This is a genomic window from Streptomyces sp. NPDC056231 (assembly GCF_048270745.1).
GTDB lineage: Bacteria > Actinomycetota > Actinomycetes > Streptomycetales > Streptomycetaceae > Streptomyces.
Window position 1 is genome coordinate 1 of record NZ_JBLVKW010000115.1, and the last position, 16,899, is coordinate 16,899.

General features: G+C 68.1%; 16 protein-coding genes. 3 read left to right on the forward strand and 13 right to left on the reverse strand.

The window, feature by feature from the left end:
* Positions 1 to 383 precede the first annotated feature (383 nt).
* The 12 genes from ACNPQM_RS40545 to ACNPQM_RS40600 all read right to left on the reverse strand — a co-directional run bounded on the left by ACNPQM_RS40545 (position 384) and on the right by ACNPQM_RS40600 (position 14,367).
* Positions 384 to 806 (reverse strand): hypothetical protein, encoded by a 423-nt coding sequence (locus tag ACNPQM_RS40545; RefSeq protein ID WP_418087897.1) that lies wholly within the window; start codon positions 804 to 806, stop codon positions 384 to 386.
* On the reverse strand, positions 803 to 1,633 hold the full coding sequence (locus ACNPQM_RS40550) for an IS5 family transposase (protein ID WP_418087898.1): 831 nt from the start codon (positions 1,631 to 1,633) through the stop codon (positions 803 to 805). The genes ACNPQM_RS40545 and ACNPQM_RS40550 overlap by 4 nt, the downstream gene beginning before the upstream one ends.
* Positions 1,630 to 2,295 carry a DUF6357 family protein gene (locus ACNPQM_RS40555; protein ID WP_418087899.1) on the reverse strand — a complete coding sequence of 222 codons (666 nt, stop codon included), beginning with the start codon at positions 2,293 to 2,295 and terminating at the stop codon, positions 1,630 to 1,632. Before ACNPQM_RS40555 ends, ACNPQM_RS40550 begins: the two co-directional genes overlap by 4 nt.
* A gap of 35 nt (positions 2,296 to 2,330) precedes the next feature.
* A complete protein-coding gene (gene menC / locus ACNPQM_RS40560; RefSeq protein WP_418087900.1) occupies positions 2,331 to 3,440 on the reverse strand; it encodes an o-succinylbenzoate synthase in 1,110 nt (369 codons plus the stop codon).
* Entirely contained in the window at positions 3,437 to 4,297 is an 861-nt protein-coding gene (locus ACNPQM_RS40565; protein ID WP_418087901.1) for a GNAT family N-acetyltransferase, read from the reverse strand. Before ACNPQM_RS40565 ends, menC begins: the two co-directional genes overlap by 4 nt.
* Positions 4,298 to 4,299: 2 nt before the next feature.
* Positions 4,300 to 5,898 (reverse strand): PucR family transcriptional regulator, encoded by a 1,599-nt coding sequence (locus ACNPQM_RS40570; protein WP_418087902.1) that lies wholly within the window; start codon positions 5,896 to 5,898, stop codon positions 4,300 to 4,302.
* Positions 5,895 to 7,445, reverse strand: a complete 1,551-nt coding sequence (locus ACNPQM_RS40575) for an N-acyl-D-amino-acid deacylase family protein (protein WP_384953777.1) — start codon at positions 7,443 to 7,445, stop codon at positions 5,895 to 5,897. Before ACNPQM_RS40575 ends, ACNPQM_RS40570 begins: the two co-directional genes overlap by 4 nt.
* Positions 7,438 to 9,201: a dipeptide ABC transporter ATP-binding protein gene (locus tag ACNPQM_RS40580; protein ID WP_384953775.1), complete on the reverse strand. Its 1,764-nt coding sequence runs from the start codon at positions 9,199 to 9,201 to the stop codon at positions 7,438 to 7,440. The genes ACNPQM_RS40575 and ACNPQM_RS40580 overlap by 8 nt, the downstream gene beginning before the upstream one ends.
* Positions 9,198 to 10,073: an ABC transporter permease gene (locus ACNPQM_RS40585; RefSeq protein WP_418087903.1), complete on the reverse strand. Its 876-nt coding sequence runs from the start codon at positions 10,071 to 10,073 to the stop codon at positions 9,198 to 9,200. The genes ACNPQM_RS40580 and ACNPQM_RS40585 overlap by 4 nt, the downstream gene beginning before the upstream one ends.
* Positions 10,070 to 11,008 (reverse strand): ABC transporter permease, encoded by a 939-nt coding sequence (locus ACNPQM_RS40590; RefSeq protein ID WP_418087904.1) that lies wholly within the window; start codon positions 11,006 to 11,008, stop codon positions 10,070 to 10,072. Before ACNPQM_RS40590 ends, ACNPQM_RS40585 begins: the two co-directional genes overlap by 4 nt.
* A complete protein-coding gene (locus ACNPQM_RS40595) occupies positions 11,009 to 12,601 on the reverse strand; it encodes an ABC transporter substrate-binding protein (protein ID WP_418087905.1) in 1,593 nt (530 codons plus the stop codon).
* 95 nt (positions 12,602 to 12,696) lie between these two features.
* The gene (locus tag ACNPQM_RS40600) at positions 12,697 to 14,367 is read right to left on the reverse strand and encodes a serine hydrolase domain-containing protein (protein WP_418087906.1); all 1,671 of its coding nucleotides are present in this window, start codon (positions 14,365 to 14,367) and stop codon (positions 12,697 to 12,699) included.
* Positions 14,368 to 14,647: 280 nt separating this feature from the next.
* On the opposite strand from ACNPQM_RS40600, the gene ACNPQM_RS40605 reads away from it, so the two are divergent.
* The 3 genes from ACNPQM_RS40605 to dapE all read left to right on the forward strand — a co-directional run bounded on the left by ACNPQM_RS40605 (position 14,648) and on the right by dapE (position 16,616).
* The gene (locus tag ACNPQM_RS40605) at positions 14,648 to 14,776 is read left to right on the forward strand and encodes a hypothetical protein (RefSeq protein ID WP_384953797.1); all 129 of its coding nucleotides are present in this window, start codon (positions 14,648 to 14,650) and stop codon (positions 14,774 to 14,776) included.
* Between the two features lie 132 nt (positions 14,777 to 14,908).
* Positions 14,909 to 15,196: a hypothetical protein gene (locus tag ACNPQM_RS40610; RefSeq protein WP_384953760.1), complete on the forward strand. Its 288-nt coding sequence runs from the start codon at positions 14,909 to 14,911 to the stop codon at positions 15,194 to 15,196.
* A 337-nt stretch (positions 15,197 to 15,533) separates the two neighbouring features.
* Positions 15,534 to 16,616 carry a succinyl-diaminopimelate desuccinylase gene (gene dapE / locus ACNPQM_RS40615; protein WP_418087907.1) on the forward strand — a complete coding sequence of 361 codons (1,083 nt, stop codon included), beginning with the start codon at positions 15,534 to 15,536 and terminating at the stop codon, positions 16,614 to 16,616.
* 37 nt (positions 16,617 to 16,653) lie between these two features.
* On the opposite strand, the gene ACNPQM_RS40620 is transcribed toward dapE, so the two are convergent.
* Positions 16,654 to 16,824, reverse strand: a complete 171-nt coding sequence (locus tag ACNPQM_RS40620) for a helix-turn-helix domain-containing protein (RefSeq protein WP_418087908.1) — start codon at positions 16,822 to 16,824, stop codon at positions 16,654 to 16,656.
* Positions 16,825 to 16,899 lie beyond the last annotated feature (75 nt).

A 16,899-nucleotide genomic window follows, 5' to 3' on the forward strand; every position in this document is an offset into this window, starting at 1 on the left:
CCTTGTACGACGGCGACGCGACCGACACGACAAGCCCTCCCCAGGCACGATCAACCCGAAGATCATTTCACTCCGTCAGCCAACGTGACAGCACCATCCCGTGCACAAGGCTGCTTGACGATCTATAGGAGTCGACCGTTCACCTGCGGTGACGCCCCGCGGGCGTGAAAATCGGTACAGGGGCTGTCCGCCGACGCCGCTTGATGTTTGGGCTGTGAGCCCGCATAGGAGTCTGGTGAGGGAGCCGTCCGAGGGGCCGCACACTGTCGCCTTGAGCACGCCGATCAGCTTCTCCGTCACCCCTCAGAGGGCGGTATGAGACCTGATGTCCGATTCTTCGTTTCGTGTGGGGTGATCGGGCAGGTGGTGACGAAGTCGGTCGACTACGGCCGGGGCTGGGAGAACAAGCCCTGCTCGGTCTCGGTCAGGATTCCGCGGTCGGCCAGCCGCTTGAGCTTCAGGCGGACGTTGTTGATGTTGTTGGGTGCGACCGCCAGGTCCATCGCCTCGCACACCTGCCGGGCCCGCAGCGGATGGTCGGCCGCGGTGAACACCGCCATGATCTGCTGGTAAGCCGGATGATCCGGCAGCTTCGGTGCCGGCGGCGCGGGCGGTTGCGGGTCGGGCAGCTCCAGCAGTGTCTTGCGGGTGATCCGAACTTCCTCGGCGGCCAGGCCGAGTTCGTCGAGCTGTGCGGTCAGCTGCGTGATCTGTTCCCGCGTCTCCTCGGCTTGCGCGGTGATCTCTCGTTCCCGCTCCTCCAGCCGCGCCAGCACCGCGCCGAGCGTCAGCTCCCCACCGGTCATGCGGTGCGCCAAGCCGGCACGGCCGCCCCGGTCAACCGGCGCACTATCACCGCGGTCATCGCCCAGTACACCCGCGACTCCGAACTACGGGGCAGATGCTCGTAATCGCGCACCAGCCTGCGGTGCAGCATCAAGATCCCATAGGCACGCTCCACGACCCACCGCTTGGCCTGAGGAACGAACCCGGTCTGCGCGGGGTTGCGCTCCACGACCTCCACCTCGATACCTACCTTCTCCCTGTGCGCGACGACGGCGTTCTTGAAGCCCTGATCGACCAGGGCTTTCTCCACGGCGTCGGTGTCGGCGGCGACCTTGTCCAGCAGCGCGATGCCGACGGCGTTCTCGTGCGCCGACGCCGCCATCACGACCACCGCGATCACCAACCCCAGAACGTCAACGGCCAGGCCGCGCTTGCGGCCCGGTACTTTTTTTGCCGGATCGCGCCCCGTCGACTCAGCGGGCACTCCGGCCGCCGCGTGCACGCTCTGGGTATCGAGCACCACCAGGCTCGGGTCCGCCTTCCGGCGTGCCATATCCCGCACCTGCCAGCGCAGCAGGTCGTGAATGGTCTGGTCGGTGCCGTCGTCGCGCCAGGTGTAGAAGTAGTACTTCACCGCGCCGGGTGGCGGAAAGTCGTGCGGAAGCAGGTCCCACTGGCAGCCGGTCCGGCCCTGGTAGAGCAGCGCGTTGACGATCTCCCGCATCTCGTACCGGCCCTGATGGCCGCTGACCGAGGGATGCGCGGCCTTCCATGCGGCGATCACCGGCTCGACCAGCGCCCACTGCTCGTCGCTCACATCGGTCTTGTAGGGCTTGCGCTCGCTCACGGTGCCCAGCCCAACACGCCCATAGCCGCCGACCGCCCAGGATGCCGCACCGCCACACATTCAGGTGACGACAAAACGCCTATGCACTCACATACCGCCCTCTGAATACGCGCCCTAGCACCACCGAGAAGACAGGACGTCCGCCCGTGACCAACACCGCCTCCGCGCCAGCCGCCGACCCGACCCACAGTCAGCCCGCCTACACCCCGACCCCGTCCATCCCGCGCCTGCTGACCGAGCTGGTGGCCGAAGGGTTCTTCACCCGGTACGCCACCATCCGCGGCGACGCCGAGGCCTTCCACCCCGACTGCGTACGCGACCGGCTGCCCGGGCGGGAAGACCGGGACGGGCGGGACATGCACGGACTGAGCGGCGGGCGCAGTCGCCGCGTATGGGGCGGGCGGCCCGTACGCGGGGTGCTGCCCGGGCAGGGAGGTGGCCGGGGCGCCCTCGGCGGTCCGGATCCGCCGGCTGGTTACGGCGGCGACAAGCCGGAACACCAGGGCGGCCTCGACCAGCTCGATCGGCACGACGAGGCCGAGTACCACGCGAAGCGCGAGCAGACTGATCAGCCGACCGCGGCGGGAACGCCCGGCAGCGCTGCACAGTGGCAGGATCGCGCTCCACAGCAGGAGGTGCCGGATGAAATCGGCGCGAATCACCCCGAGGTCAGCGGTGCCGGTTGTCCTACGGCTGGTCAGGCACTGAGGAGTTCTTTGGAGGTGGTGGCGGCTTGTAGGGCGTCGGGGTCGGGGACGATGCCGATTCCTGGGCCGGTGGGAAGAGTCAGGTGGCCGTCGTGAAGGACGAAGGGGGCAGTGATGTCGCGGGTGTAATAGCGGGCCGTGGCCGAGATGTCACCGGGCAGGGTGAAGCCCGGGAGTGCGGCCAGCGCCAGGTTGGCTGCCCGGCCCAGCCCGGTCTCCAGCATGCCGCCGCACCACACCGGTACGCCGTTGGCCAGGCACAGGTCGTGGATCCGGCGGGCCTCCAGGTACCCGCCGACCCGGCCGGGCTTGATGTTCACGATCGAGCACGCCTCCTGCCGGATGGCGGTGGCCGCGTCCCGGGCCGAGGTGATCGACTCGTCCAGGCAGATCGGGGTGTCCATCCGGGCTGCCAGCCGGGTGTGCGAGAGCAGGTCGTCCGGGGCGAACGGCTGCTCGATCAGCGTCAGCCCATAGTCGTCGAGCCGCCGCAGGTGGGGCAGATCCGCCGGGCTGTAGGCGGTGTTGGCATCCACCTGCAAGGGGATCTCCGGGCCGAACGTCTCCCGCACCGCTCGCAGCGGCTCGACGTCCCAGCCTGGTTCGATCTTCAGCTTGATGCGGGCGTAGCCCGCGCTGAGATAGCCGTCGACGGCACTGATCAGCTCGTCGACGGTGTCCATGATGCCGACTGACACTCCGACTGCGAGCTCGGTCCGCGTCGCCCCGAAGTACTGGGCGAGGCTGATGCCGGCGGTCTGCAGTTCGGCGTCCAACACTGCCATCTCGACCGCCGACTTGGCCATCGGATTCCCCCTGATCGGCCGGAGCAGCTCGGGCACCAGCGCGGCGGTCAGCTCGGGTGCCGAGAACAACCGGGGCAGCAGGAAGCGACGCAACACCTCCCGGGCCCCGGCCAGGTACTCCGCGCTGTACGTCGGGTCGTCGTCGGTCACACACTCGCCCCAGCCGACGGCTCCGTCGACCGTGGTCACCTTGACCAGCAACGAGTTCCGGTGTTCCTGGGTGCCCAGTGAGGTCCGGAACGGCGAGACCAAGGGCAAGGCCACCTCACGCAACTCCACCTGCTGCAGCTTCATTTCGACACTTCCTTTCGTTGCAGGACGTACCAGCCGGACCGGACGAAGCCGTCGATCCGATAACCGTTCTCCAAGGCGCCGCCGAGCGACTCGCGCATCGCGGACCGCCAGCGCCGGGCGGAGGCTGGATCCCTTTGCCGCAAGGACTCCGCATCCACCGGGGTGGCACAACGCAGTACGCCGCCGGTCGCGGCGCGCAGTACTGGCTCGCCGTTGCCGTCCGGCTCGAGTACGGGCACCGCAGCGGCCAGGTTCGGCAACGGTTCCGGTGCATGCGACGTCGCGTGCACCGGCCAACTGACGAACAGCCGGTCGGACTCGTCGCCGTCGTTGATGCCGTCGTCCAACGGCCCGTAGAAGTCAGGCAGGTACGCCTCTGCGACCGCCCCCAGCCTGTGCAGGTTGAAGTAGGCGTTGCGGCGGATCAGCGGGTCGTACGTCCACGAGATCGACGACAGGCCCGCCTCGGCAGCCCACTCCCGCTGGTGCGACTTCATCGCCGCGCCGATCCCACGCCCATGCATTCCCGGTACCACGCCGGCCACGTGCGAGTGCAGGCTGTCTCCGACGGTTCGGAACCCGGCGGTCACGCCAACCATCGCCGTCCCGAGGTACGCCGCCGCGACGTAGCCGCCGGTGTGCGCTAGCGCGCACATCACGTCCAGAGCCAGTGGTGGCTCGGCGGTGTCCGGGGTGTTCCACACGGCACGTAGCAACGCCTCGGCCTGCTGAAGTTCGGTTACGGTCCGAAGCAACTGGATTCGGACGCCTGTCCGTTCCGCGACGGCGGATGGAAATTCGACCATGTGACGAGTCTGCTTGGCGGACCGCCCCGAACCATTGGCTTCCAGGCCCAAGTTCACTCGGCCTCCTTTGTGCTGATGTCCGGCAGCCGTAGCCGCAGCTGCAGCGCCAGCGCCAACCGCAGGTCCGGATCGTCGATGTCGATCAGCTCGGCCAGCCGGCGCAACCGGTGCCGCAATGTGTTGGGGTGCAACGTCAAGGCGTCGGCCGCCCGTGGCACGTCGTAGTGCTCGGCGATCCAGCAGCGCAGCGTTTTCTCGTAGTCTGTTCCGTGCCGGGCGTCGTGGTCGAGCACCGTCGACAGCGGCTCCGCGTCCAGGGCCGGGCGGTACCGGAGCGCCTCGTAAACGTCGCGCAGGAATATCGGGGCGGCCAGCTCGTCGTGCCGTCCGATCTCCGCCTTGCCGAACGGTCCGCACACCACCTTGAGCGCCTGCCTGGCCTGACTCATCCCTGTGGGTATGTCGGCAAGGCCGGTAAGGGTGCGGCTGATCCCGGCCCGCCAGCCGCCGCCCAGGGTGTCCCTCGCCCGAGCCAGCACCGTCGCAATGATCAGCTGGATCACGGGCGCGTCGGACGCAGTGTCGACCACTGCCACAGCCTGACCGTCCAGCGCTCCTGCAGCGGCTCCCAGCCGGTACGCTGAGAGTCCCATCCGCAGCAGGTCGCCGACGTACTCCGCGGCCGAATCCGGCGACACGCCTCGCGCGTGATCGGCTGGGCTACTGGAGCGGCCGATCACCAGCACGGTCGCCGGGGCGTCGAAGCGCATCCCGAACGAGTCGGCGAGCTCCCGGGTCGCTCCCAAGCCGCGGAGCAACCAGCCCAGGCGCTCCACTCGTTGCCGACGCTCGGCATCCGCCGCGAGGCTCACCCGAGCCAGGTGGGGCGCGGCCAGCCGTGCGCCCTCGGCAAGGACGTCTGTCGCCTCCTCTGCCAATGGTTCATCACCCTGTAGCACCCAGATGGTGCCCAACGCCTCACCACCGTCTCGTATGGCGATGGCGAGTCGCGGCCGGTACTCCTTCGGCTCGTAGCTCCATACCGCGGTATCGGACCGCAGGACAGCGGCGTACTCCTCGGCGTGGGTCGGGTGGTCCGGCACCCGGCGGCCGAGGATGCCGTCGCGACGCGGGTCGTCGACCAGCTGACCTGGGACCGTGGAGTAGGCCAGCACACGCATGGACAGATCCTCGATCGCCACCGCTCCACCGGCGCGCACGGCTATGTCGTTGGCCAGGGCGAACAAGTCGACGGATCGATGGCCGTTCGGCTCGAATACCGGGCTCGTGATCGCCCGCAGCGCGTCGATCAAGGTGTAGAGCTGTCCCCAGGAGATCTCGGTATTGCTCTCCAGGAGCGCCACCCCGGTCCGCTCGGCAGCCTGTGTCAGTGCTGCCGTGTCCGTGGTGCCGGCTCGCATGACCACCGCCATGGCGTGTTGCCTGGCAGCCCATTCCAGTACGTCGGCGGTCAGCCGGCCGGGTACCAGTACGATCGCATCGGTCAGCCCCGTCGTGGGGGCGTCGGTGTCATAGATCGTGGGCGCACCGATGGCGACCGCCCGGCCTTGCGGCAGCGCGAGCGGCCGTACGAGCTCGGTTCCCAGGCTGTCGAGCACAACCCCGAGCGTGATCCCGGCCAGGGTGGTCATCGCCTCGCCGATCGCAGCATCCGGCCCCGCCGCTCACCGGTGAACTCACCGTCGACGATCACCTGTTCACCAGCCAGGAACACATGCACCATTCCGGTCGGCCGCAGCTCGGGATTCTCATAGGTCCCGGCGTGGCCTATCCGCGCAGGATCGAAGACCACCAGGTCCGCGACGGAGCCGCGGCCGATCCAGCCGCGGTCGGACAACCCGAATTGGCTGGCGGTGGCGGAAGTGACCTTCCGGATCGCCTCGGCCAGGTCCACCACACCGCCGTCACGTACATAGCTTCCGAGGAAGGTGGGGAAGGTGCCAAAGGTCCGGGGATGGTTCGGACCGATCGGGATGTCGCTGTCCGAACCGATGGCGACCAACGGATCGGCCATGATCGCCAGTACATCACCTTCGTCCATGGTGTGGCAGACAACATACGCGTGCGGGTCGGCGATCAGCAGCTCGCACAGCACATCCCATGGATCTCGTCCGGCCAGCACTTCGGCGAGCCGGCGCCCCTTCACCGTCGGATCGGTGTGCCGCAGGATCTGCATGTCCTCAGGGTGGAGCTCCCGCCACAACCCGACGCCGATCCCCGGCCCCGGCCCCTCGGCCATCGCTCTGATCGCCGCCCGGGTCACCGGATCGGAGAGCCTGGCGCGCAGCGCGTCCACGTTGCCCTCGCAGGCCTCTGGAGGCAGCATCGCCGACAAGCTCGTGCAGAAGGCCCGGTACGGGTACTGGTCTCCACGTACGTCAACGCCACTGCGGCGGGCCTCGGCCAGCTTGTCCAGGATCAGCCGGGCCGCGCCGTGGACGGCGCGGCCGGAAGCCTTGCAGTGCGAAACCTGCAGCCTGATCCCGGCTGCTCTGGCGACTGCGACCGCCTCGTCGAGTGCATCGGCCAGCCCCTCGCTCTCGCTGCGGCTGTGGGTGGCGTATGCCCCGTCGTACCGGCGGGCGATCCGGGCCAGGGCGGTGAGCTCGGCCAGGTCCGCGTACGCGCCGGGCACGTACTCGAGACCGCTGGACAGTCCGCGAGCCCCGGCTGCGAAGGCCTCGTCGGTGAGCGCGCACAGCCGGTCCAGGCCCCCCGGCGGCAACTGCTTCTCCAAGCCGGCTACCGCCAGTCGCAGGGTGTTGTGGCCGACCAGTGGGGCGAAGTGGTTGCTCAGCCCGGCGGCCTCTGCGGCATTGAGATAGTCCGCGAAGGTCGTGAACATCTCCTCGCCCAGCTGGATCGGGCTCAGCCCTGCGGTCTCGGGATCTGTCGGTCCCATCGAGAAGCCGCAGTTGCCGACGACCTCCGTGGTGACGCCCTGCAGCAGCTTGAAGGGCTGCGCGTCGGGCAGGAACGGAACGCTGTCGGAGTGGCTGTGCGGATCGACGAACCCGGGGGCTATCACCAGGCCGGCCGCATCGATGGTCCGTCTGGCTGCCCCGAGATCCTTGCCCACGGCAATGATGCGGTCGGCGGTGATGGCGACGTCGGCGGTGACTGGCGTGGAGGCGAATCCGTCGTGGACCTCACCGCCGGAGATGATCAGGTCATGCATGGGCTGCCTTTCCGGTCGGCGCCGGTGGCACGGAGGCCACCAGGCGTCGGGTGTATTCGTGGGTGGGGGCATCGAGCACCTTCTCGGTGTCTCCAGCCTCGACCACCTGGCCGTGCAGTAGCACTACGATCCGGTCGGTGATCTGCCGGACCACGGCCAGGTCGTGCGTGATGAACAGCAGGGCGGTGCCCAGCTCGGTATTGATGCGGCGCAGCAGTTCCAGGACGTGGGCCTGGACCGACACGTCCAGCGAGGCGGTCGGCTCGTCACAGATCAAGAGCGCGGGACGCACGGCGAGCGCCCGCGCGATCGCGACCCGCTGCTTCTGGCCGCCCGACAGTCGGTGCGGCCGCAACCCGGAGTATGCCGGTGGCAGGCCGACCAGCTCGAGTAGCTCGCCGGCGGGGAGACGGTCCTCCGGCCGTGCCTGACCGGCCGCCTCTGCCAGGGTGGCGCCCACCGTCATCGCCGGGTTGAGCGAGGTGGACGGATCCTGGAACACACACTGCACCAGGGTCCGCGCAGTTCGCCGTTGGCTCGTGGACAGTCGTCGCAGCCGGGTCGTGTCCGTGCCGTCCAGCAGGATCCGCCCGTTGCTCGCTTCGACCAGGCCGAGCAGGCACCGGGCCAGGGTCGTCTTGCCAGAGCCGGACTCGCCGACCAGCCCCAGCCGCTCGCCCGGGGCGATCTGGAGGTCAACACCGTCCAGTGACTTCACCTTGCCGTAGCTCTTGCGCAATCCCTCGACCACTATTAGTGGGCCGTCTGACGACTTCGGAGGCTTGACCGCGATCGGCTCGTCGATGGTCAGAGTCGCGGACGGCTGTACGTTGTACCGGCAAGTCGTGTGGTGGGCGACGGCAACCTCTCGTAGCGGTGGACGACCGGTGAGGCAATCGTCTTGTTGCTGTTGGCACCGGTCGGCGAACGCACACCGGTCCGTGACGTCGGCCGCGCGCGGCACCGAGCCGGGAATGGCCACCAGCTGCACGGAGGTGCGTTCCACCGCTGGAAGCGCGCCGATCAACCCGGCGGTGTACGGGTGGCTCGGGGCAGCGGCGATGGTGTGGCTGCGGCCCGCCTCCAGCACCCGGCCGGCGTACATCACCTGGACCCGGTCGCACAGCGCGAACGCGACTCGCAGGTCATGCGTGATCAGCAGTACGGCCATCCCCCGGGCCGCCTGAATCCTGGCGAGCAGCTGCATGATCTCGTGCTGAATGGTGGCGTCGAGGGCTGTGGTGGGCTCGTCGGCGATCAGCAGCTCGGGATCGCCGGCCAGCGCTGCCGCTATCGCTACCCGTTGCCGCATCCCGCCGGACAGCTGGAATGGGTACAGCTGGGCCACTTGCGGGTTGTTGATGCCGACCTCCGCGAGTCGGCGGGTGATCTCGGCGCGGTCGCGGCCGGCACCGCGAGGAAGTGACTCGGCGATGTGTGCACCTGCGGTCAGCAGCGGGTTCAGCTGGGCGAACGGGTCCTGCATGAGCAGGCCGACGCGTCGGCCCCGCACCTTGCGCAGCACCTTCTCCCGCGCCCCGATGAGTTCGGTCCCGGACAGCTGCACCGAGCCGTGGGCCAGCAGTGGTGGGGGCAGCAGTCCGGCTATCGCCCGGGCAGTCAGGGACTTGCCACTGCCCGATTCGCCGACCAGTCCGACGGTTTCGCCGGGTGCGACGGTCAGGTCGATGTCGTCGACGATCCGCCGGTCTCCGAGGGTGATCGTGAGCCCGTCTACCTGTAGCAGCTCGCTCATTCCGGAACGCCTTTCCCGGCGCTGAGCCGTTCGAAGATGCTGTCGCCGAGCAGGGTGGCCGCGATGGCGGTGATCATGATGAGCAATGCCGGTGCCACGGCCGCCCACGGGTTGAGGTCCAGCAGGGTGCGGTTCTCCTGGATCATCAGGCCCCAGTCGGCCGTGCCCGCCGGCAGTCCGATTCCCAGGAACGACAGCCCGGTCAGCGTCACCAACGCACTGACGAAGCTGAGCAGCAGGTTGGCTGTCACAGTCGGCGCCAGATTGGGCAGCAGGTGCCGGAAGATGATCCGCCGGTCCGGCAGGCCCAGAGTGCGGGCGGCATCGACGTACGCCAGCTCCCGCTGGGCCAGTGCCAGGCTGCGGATGATCCGGATGTCGACCGGGGCGCCCAGGACGATGAGTGCGAGCACGGCGATCGTGGTTCCGCCGCCGGCGATGCCCACCAGGACGATCAGGATGAGCAGCCCGGGCAGCGCGTACAGCAGGTCGCCGAGTCGCATCAGGACCGCGTCCAGCCAGCCCCGGTGGTAGCCGGCGAGCAGGCCGAGGGTGGTACCCAGCAGGGTGGTCCCGAGGGCGATCAACACCGGGGCGACCAACGCGGTGTGGGCGCCTGCCAACAGCCGGGACATCACATCACGGCCCAAATCATCGGTGCCGAGCAGGTGGGTCGCGCTCGGGCCGCTGGGGCCCAGCTCGACGTTCTGCAGCGCCGGGTCGTGCGGAGCCAGCCAGTTTCCAAGGATCGCGGCCAGCACGATGATCGCGAGCGCCAGCAGCGCTGTCACCGTCAGGATGCGGCCGCCGGCGAGCTTGGGCCGCCGGCCACCTTCTCGGACGCCCGACAGGGTCGCCCTCGCCGCGCTCACGCGGGGGCTCCGTGCCGGACCCGGGGGTCGACCACCAGGTATATCAGGTCCACCAATAGGTTCACGCCGATGACCACTGCGCCACCGAGCAGTACCAATGCCTGGATCAAGGGGACGTCCTTCTGGTTCACCGCCTGCACCAGGAGCGATCCCAGCCCGGGCAAGCTGAAGGTCTGTTCCACGAACACCGCTCCGGTCAGGTTCGCTGCGGCCAGCAGTCCCGCGACGGTGAGCACGGGCAGCGCGGCGTTGCGCAGGGAGTAGCTTCCCCAGGTCCGCATCCGGCTCAGGCCCCGGGCCCGGGCAAACGTGACGTAGTCCTGAGCACCGACATCAAGGGTGGCGGCGCGGGTCTGTCGGACCAGTACAGCCGCTTGACCGAGCGACAACGCGACCGCCGGCAAGATGTAATGGCTCAGATCCCCGCCCCCGTACGTCGGGAACCAGCCCAGCGCGACGGCGAAGCCGTACAGCAGCAGCAGGCCCAGCGCGAACGGCGGGAAGGACAGCGCGACCAGCACGACCAGCGTGATGCCCTGGTCGAGCAGCTTGCCGCGGCGCAGCCCGGCCGCCATGCCGGCCGGAATTCCGAGCAGCAGGGTCAGCACCATCGCGTAGCCGGCCAGTGTGGCGGTCACCGGGAGGCGCTCGGCGATCATCGACAGCACCGGCTGCCTGGCGAATACCGAGGATCCGAAGTCACCCGACAGCACACCACTCAGCCAGTGCCAATACCGCACCGGGAACGGCTCGTCCAGCAGGTACTGCGCGCGGATCACGGCTATGGTCTGCGGGGTCGACGGGCGATCACCCAGCAGCGCTTGCACGGGTCCGTCCGGCGTGAGGGAAAGCAACCCGTAGGTGAGTACCGACATCACCCCGAGCAAGACCACGGCGGACGCCAACCGCCGGGCAACCAACTTGGCAGTGTTCATCTAGGCCCCCGCGGGCTTGATCTCGGTGAAGATGTTCAGCGTCCACACCCCGACGTTCTCGGTGAACCGCTTGTTCAGCGCGATCCCGGAGTCCACGCTGTACAGCGGGATGTACGGCGCCTGCTCGGCGGTCTCGGTGAGGATCTCGGTGACTGCCTGTTTGCGCTCCTCGCCGCTCTTGAGGCCGAGCACCTTGTTCACCTGGGCGTCCAGCTGCGGGGTCCAGAACTGGGCGAAGTTGAAGCCGTAGGGCTTCGCCCCGACGCTGGACACCAGGTCCGGCAGCAGCTCGCCCGGATCCGGGGTGGTGTAGGCCAGGTCGATCAGTCCCAGGGTGAGTCCATCGTGTCGCATCCGTTTGGCGCGGTAGGCATCGTCGGGCAACGGGTTGGGCTTGAGCTTGATGCCGATCTTGGCCAGGTCTGCCGCCAGCGCCTGCAGCGCGTCGGCCGTGTTGTCACCGCTGTTGTAGTTGGCGGGCAGCTCGAAGCCGTTGGGGTACTTGGATTTCGCCAGCTCCGCCCTGGCCGCGGCCAGGTCGTACGGATACTGGGGCAACTGGTCGATCGCGCCCTGGAAGCCGTCCCCGTAGAGCGCTTTGAGCATCGGGTGGGTCAGGATCGTGGTCGCGGGTGTTGCCTTGTCGCCGACCACCAGCCGCTGCATCGCCTCCCGGTTCACCGCGTGCGCGATGGCCCTGCGGACGTGTACGTCCGACAGCTGCGCATACTTGACGTTGAGGGCGAGGTAGGCGATCGAATTGCCGGCGTAAAACCGGGTCCTGACATCCTTCAGAGGGGCCCACTTGCGGGCATCACGCGGCGGAACTTGGATGGTCCCGTCCACCTCCCCGGAGGAGACGGCCAGCCGCAGCGTCTCCGGGTCGGTGATGGTGGTCACCTTCACTGTGCCGATGGCCGGCTTGGGACCCCAGTACTTTTCGTTGCGTTTCAGGGTGACGCCCTCGGTGCTGGAGAACTTGGCGACCTTGTACGGCCCGGTGCCCAGGGTCCCGAAGGCCGGCGTACCCAGGTCCTGCGGGTGCGCCGCAGCAAGCTTCTTGGGCACCACTTGCCACACCACAGCTGCGTTCGGCAGGAACGTCCGGGTCGGGGACTTCAGCACGACGGTGACCTCGTCCGGGCCGGTGGCCCGCACCGACTTGACGGCGGTCACCATGCTCGCCGCCTCGGAGGCCACCTTCGGGTCGGTGTGCCGCAACAGTGAGAACGCGACATCCTCGGCGGTCATCGGAGAGCCGTCGGAGAACACCACGCCCTTGCGCAGCTTGAACACGTACGTGACCGGGTTCGGCTCGGTCCACGACTCCGCCAACTGCGGGATGACCTTGCCGTTCTCGTCCCTCGTCACCGGCGAGTCCAGGATCGCGAACTGCACCAGGGTGCCCGGAACGGTGAAGCCATGGGCGACGTCCAGCACGTTCGGCGGGGTCGTGGTTGCCATCGTGAGCGTGTCCGGGCCGCCTGCCCCGCTGTCGGCCGTCGTGGCGCATCCGGTCAGCAGCAGGCTTCCGGTCAGGGCACCGCCGAGCAGCCCGCAGGCCGTCCGGCGGCTGAGCAACGTTGGAGTCATGGGGAGTCCTCGTCGTGGGATGGATCGGGTGAAGTAGACGCCGGGGAGGGACACGTTGGGGCGGTCGGCGGAGAGTGAGCAGTTGGTGGGGGCTGTCAGCCGGCGACGTTGAGGCCGGGGGGAAGACCCATGGGGGCGGTGTCGTCAGGCTGTCTGACGAAGCGCATCCGGTGGACGCCGTGGGTGCTGATCAGGATGTCGTCACCGCTGGGACGCAGGCTGATCAGGCCGCCTGCGATGAACGCACCGTCCGGTGCCGGTTCGATCGTCTCGACGAACTCCAGGCCGAGCTCGAGCTTGCTGTCCGTGGTGACCGTCGCCAGGATGCCCAGCTCGGGACTGCGGTAGACGGCCGGTGGCAGCGTGGGGCCGGCAACCGAGGGTGGACAACGCCAGTACTCCGTGGCGCGGCCCGGGCGATACACCGACCCGATCCGGAGGGTGCCGGCCGACACCTGCACCGAGAAGCCGGCGCTGTCCTCCAGGCCCTGCCAGCTGCCGTCGACGGCCGGCGCGAACTCGCCGGTAGGCGACCCACCACGGATTTTGATCCGACCGTTGCCCACGGCGTCGATCCGGATGGTGAGGTCGGATCGCGGATCCAGCCAGTCCCCCGTCAGCTGGGCAGCTGGCTCGCCGGCCACCGGGTCCGCCACCAGCTCGATGGGATCGTCCTCGGGCAGCCCGGCCGCCAGCCGGAGCACCTGGGTGGCCAGCTTCGTGGAGTTGATCGACGAGTTGTTGCTCAACAACGCCACACCGAGGTCGAAGCCCGGCATGAACAACAGCTGAGACCGGTACCCGGGGACGCCGCCGGCGTGGCCGAACGCCGGGTGGCCCGCGATCGTCGTGTGGTAGAGACCCAGCGCGTACGGCCACTCCTCTCCGTCCCCGGAGTCGACCTGCTGCAACAGCCCGTCGCGGATGTCGACGCCCAAAACCCGGCCGTCCTGCAGGAATCCGAACCACGGCCCCAGGTCGGCGACGCTGGTGGCCAGGCCGCCATCGCCGACCGCGGACTCCTCGGTGTCGGCGCGCCGGACGGCACCGCCGGTGACGTCGTACCCGTAAGCGAATCGCGGCAAGGGCTCCTGGCTGTTCTCGCGGAACATGGTCTCGGTCATGCTCAGCGGCGTGAACATCCGGTCCGTGGTGAACTCCCCCAGCGTTTGGCCGGTGAGCCGGTGCACGAGCGAGGCGACCAGGACGTAACCCGTGTTGGAGTAGGAGAACTCGGTCCCAGGTTCGAAGTTGACCTCAGTCAGCCCTGCCACGAAGGCCAGCGTCTGATCCTGGGTGATCCTGGTCAGCGGGCGACCGGCGATCGTTGTCAGGGCCAACCAGTCCCGCAGACCGCCTGTGTGCCGCAGGCATTGTCCGACGGTCACCGGTGCCGCCAACTTCAGTTCGGGCAGGTGGGTCCGGATGTCGTCGTCCAGCGACAGTCGCCCGTCCCGGCACAGCAGCAACGCCGCCGTGGCAGTGAACTGCTTGCTCATGGAAGCGATGTCGAACCGTGTCCGGGTGTCGATCGGCGCCTCGAACTCCACGCTCGCCAGCCCCGCCGATGCCTGGTGGATCAGCTTCCCGTCGGTGTAGACCCCGACGGCCAGTCCCGGGTCTCCCGGGCGCACCGCCAAGCCCACGAGCTCGGACAATTTTGTTGAGATGTCCATGCGGCACAGACTCTCAGCCTGACTGCTCAGAAGGATTGTCCTAACCGGCAAAGTCCGCTCGCCCAACTTTGGCCGAAAGGACATGCCCATGTGCCTCCCACCGTCAGGAGTATTCCTTTGTTGAGCACGTTCCTGGACCTGGAAGTCGTCGACCCATCGCCCTGCGGCCTCATGCGTCGCGCTCGGAGGAGCCAATGGATCACAAGATGCCACTAGGCGGACACCCAACCGGGCAGCTGCCGGAGCTCCGCCTCGACCAGCAGGCGCTGGAGCACAACGTTCGGCTCATGTCGGCCTGGTGCCGCGATCACCACGTTGAGCTGGCCCCGCACATCAAGACCACCACCTTGTCCTCACCGATGTACGCAATCTGCACGTCGGCGACGAGGTCGACCTCGGGATCTCCCACCCCTGCTCCGCCTTCGACCGCTGGCCCGACATCACCGTAGTCGACAGCCAAGGTCACACGCTGGACGTGTGGCATCCCCGATTCCGCTGATCACGGCCGCCAACCGGCTCCAGCGGCCGGTCATGCCCCAACACCACCCTGCGCCCGGCGGCCACGTCACCGCCGGGCTCTGCTGAGGGAGTGTCATGAACCAGGTGTGCTCATCCTCGAAGGAGTCACCTGATGAGTACGACGTTGGATCAACGAATCGAGACCTCGGGGAGCGTGTCGCTTGCCGCGGGCGATGGCAGTGCTCAGGGTGCCGACGTCAAGTCGATTCCTGTGTCTCAGAACGGTCTGTCCAGCGAGCCGCTGGAGGAGCTGGACGCACTCGCGGTGGAAGCTGGAGCGGGCGGCTCCAGGACCCGGCACAGCCGCTTGACGCCGAAGGCTCCGCGGTGGTCCTCGATGAAGAGGTCGGGTGTGGTCACCGTCATCGTCAAGGCGACGCGGCTGGACACGACTCGCTGACCAGCGCCGGGCAGGCGGCTGGCACTGCCCTGGTACCAGCCGCCCCGGACGTGATCGGGGGCAGCTCTACGCTCATCGACGCCCCGCTCCGCCGCGTCGGTCCACGGCCGCTCTGTGTACCTGAACCTGGCGTATGTGCCACCTGTCACCTGACGATCACCGGTTGCTGGGTGCCATCGCTCTACCTCTGCTTCGGCCGCTGCTGAACAGCGGGGCAAGCGAACGGCGGGGCAAGCCATCGGATGACGTAAGCGCGGTACCGCACACCGCCCCGACCCGCTCCTATGCCGTGCGCCGGAGTAGCTACACCTTGTCCCCTATCTGATGGAGAACTGCCATGTCTGTCCCCAGCGGCATCCAGACTGCACTCGATCTCGGCTCGGATCTCGTCGAGTTGACACGCGCGTTGGTCGACATACCGTCCGAGAGCGGTGAGGAGGCGACACTCGCCAACGGGGTGGAGCGCGCTTTGAGGACTCTGTCCCATCTGAGGGTCAAGCGGATCGGTAACTCCGTGGTCGCCCGCACCGATCTGGGACGAGCCGAGCGCGTGTTGATCGCCGGGCACCTGGACACTGTCCCGCCATGCGACAATCTGCCTTCTCGTCTCGCGGACGGGTTGCTGCACGGGCTTGGTGCATGCGACATGAAGGGCGGGGTCGCTGTGGCCCTGCACACCGCGGCGACCATCGCAACCCCGGTCCGGGACGTCACTTACGTCTTTTACGAGTGTGAGGAGACATCTGACGACCGCAACGGCCTGGGCAGGATCGCCGCCGAGCGCCCAGACCTCCTCGACGCCGATCTGGCAATCCTTATGGAGCCCTCCGATGGCACGGTGGAGGGCGGCTGTCAGGGCTTCCTCACGGCGGACATAGTCGTACGGGGAAGGCGGGCGCACACGGCCCGGCCGTGGATGGGCGTCAACGCGGCGCACCTCGCGGGTGATGTGCTGCGCAGATTGGCGGAGCACATCGCTGAGGAGGTGGTCATCGATGGGCTGGTGTACCGGGAGGGGCTGAGCGCCGTGGCGGTGCGGTCGGGGGTCGCTGGCAACGTGGTCCCTGACATGTGCGTGATCACGGTCAATCTGCGCTACGCGCCCAGCCGTACCACTGTGGAGGCAGAGGCGTACGTGCGTGGGCTCTTCTCCGAGTACGAGATTGAGGTGACCGAGGTGTTGCCGGGCGCCCTGCCGGGGCTCGACCGGCCCGCCGCCGCGTCGCTGCTCGCGCGGCTTGGCACCGAGCCGCAGGCGAAACTTGGCTGGACCGATGTCGCCCGCTTCGCTGCGGCAGGCGTGCCTGCCCTGAACTTCGGTCCAGGCGACCCGTCTTTGGCCCACACACCTGGTGAGTACGTTGAGGTCTCCCAACTGCGTGAAGTCCACCGCTCCCTTCGGGACTGGCTCATCGGTTGATACGCACAGTCAACATCCGTCAGGGACGCTCAGCCGCCTACCGCACCCGGGCCGGCGTTCGTAGGTGCAGCCGGAGGACGAGCGTCTCGTCGCGACCGGTAAGGTCGATGGAGAGGTGATGCTGGGCCTGCTTGAGCCGATATCGGCATGTGTTGGGATGCACAGCGAGCAGTCTCGCTGCGCCAGCTTGTGGGGCTCGAAAAGTCATCGCTGCAGGTAGGGCCCGCGTGCAAGGCCCTGGAAGGTGACTGGGATGCTGCGCGGGTGATCATCTCGATCCTGT

Bases quoted from the DNA above. Each gene is read 5' to 3' on its own strand.
- ACNPQM_RS40545 (WP_418087897.1), bottom strand. From the start codon at position 806: ATGACCGGTGGGGAGCTGACGCTCGGCGCGGTGCTGGCGCGGCTGGAG.
- menC (WP_418087900.1), bottom strand. From the start codon at position 3,440: ATGAAGCTGCAGCAGGTGGAGTTGCGTGAGGTGGCCTTGCCCTTGGTC.
- ACNPQM_RS40570 (WP_418087902.1), bottom strand. From the start codon at position 5,898: ATGACCACCCTGGCCGGGATCACGCTCGGGGTTGTGCTCGACAGCCTG.
- ACNPQM_RS40575 (WP_384953777.1), bottom strand. From the start codon at position 7,445: ATGCATGACCTGATCATCTCCGGCGGTGAGGTCCACGACGGATTCGCC.
- ACNPQM_RS40580 (WP_384953775.1), bottom strand. From the start codon at position 9,201: ATGAGCGAGCTGCTACAGGTAGACGGGCTCACGATCACCCTCGGAGAC.
- ACNPQM_RS40590 (WP_418087904.1), bottom strand. From the start codon at position 11,008: ATGAACACTGCCAAGTTGGTTGCCCGGCGGTTGGCGTCCGCCGTGGTC.
- ACNPQM_RS40595 (WP_418087905.1), bottom strand. From the start codon at position 12,601: ATGACTCCAACGTTGCTCAGCCGCCGGACGGCCTGCGGGCTGCTCGGC.
- ACNPQM_RS40600 (WP_418087906.1), bottom strand. From the start codon at position 14,367: ATGGGCATGTCCTTTCGGCCAAAGTTGGGCGAGCGGACTTTGCCGGTT.
- ACNPQM_RS40610 (WP_384953760.1), top strand. From the start codon at position 14,909: ATGAGTACGACGTTGGATCAACGAATCGAGACCTCGGGGAGCGTGTCG.
- dapE (WP_418087907.1), top strand. From the start codon at position 15,534: ATGTCTGTCCCCAGCGGCATCCAGACTGCACTCGATCTCGGCTCGGAT.
- ACNPQM_RS40620 (WP_418087908.1), bottom strand. From the start codon at position 16,824: ATGACTTTTCGAGCCCCACAAGCTGGCGCAGCGAGACTGCTCGCTGTG.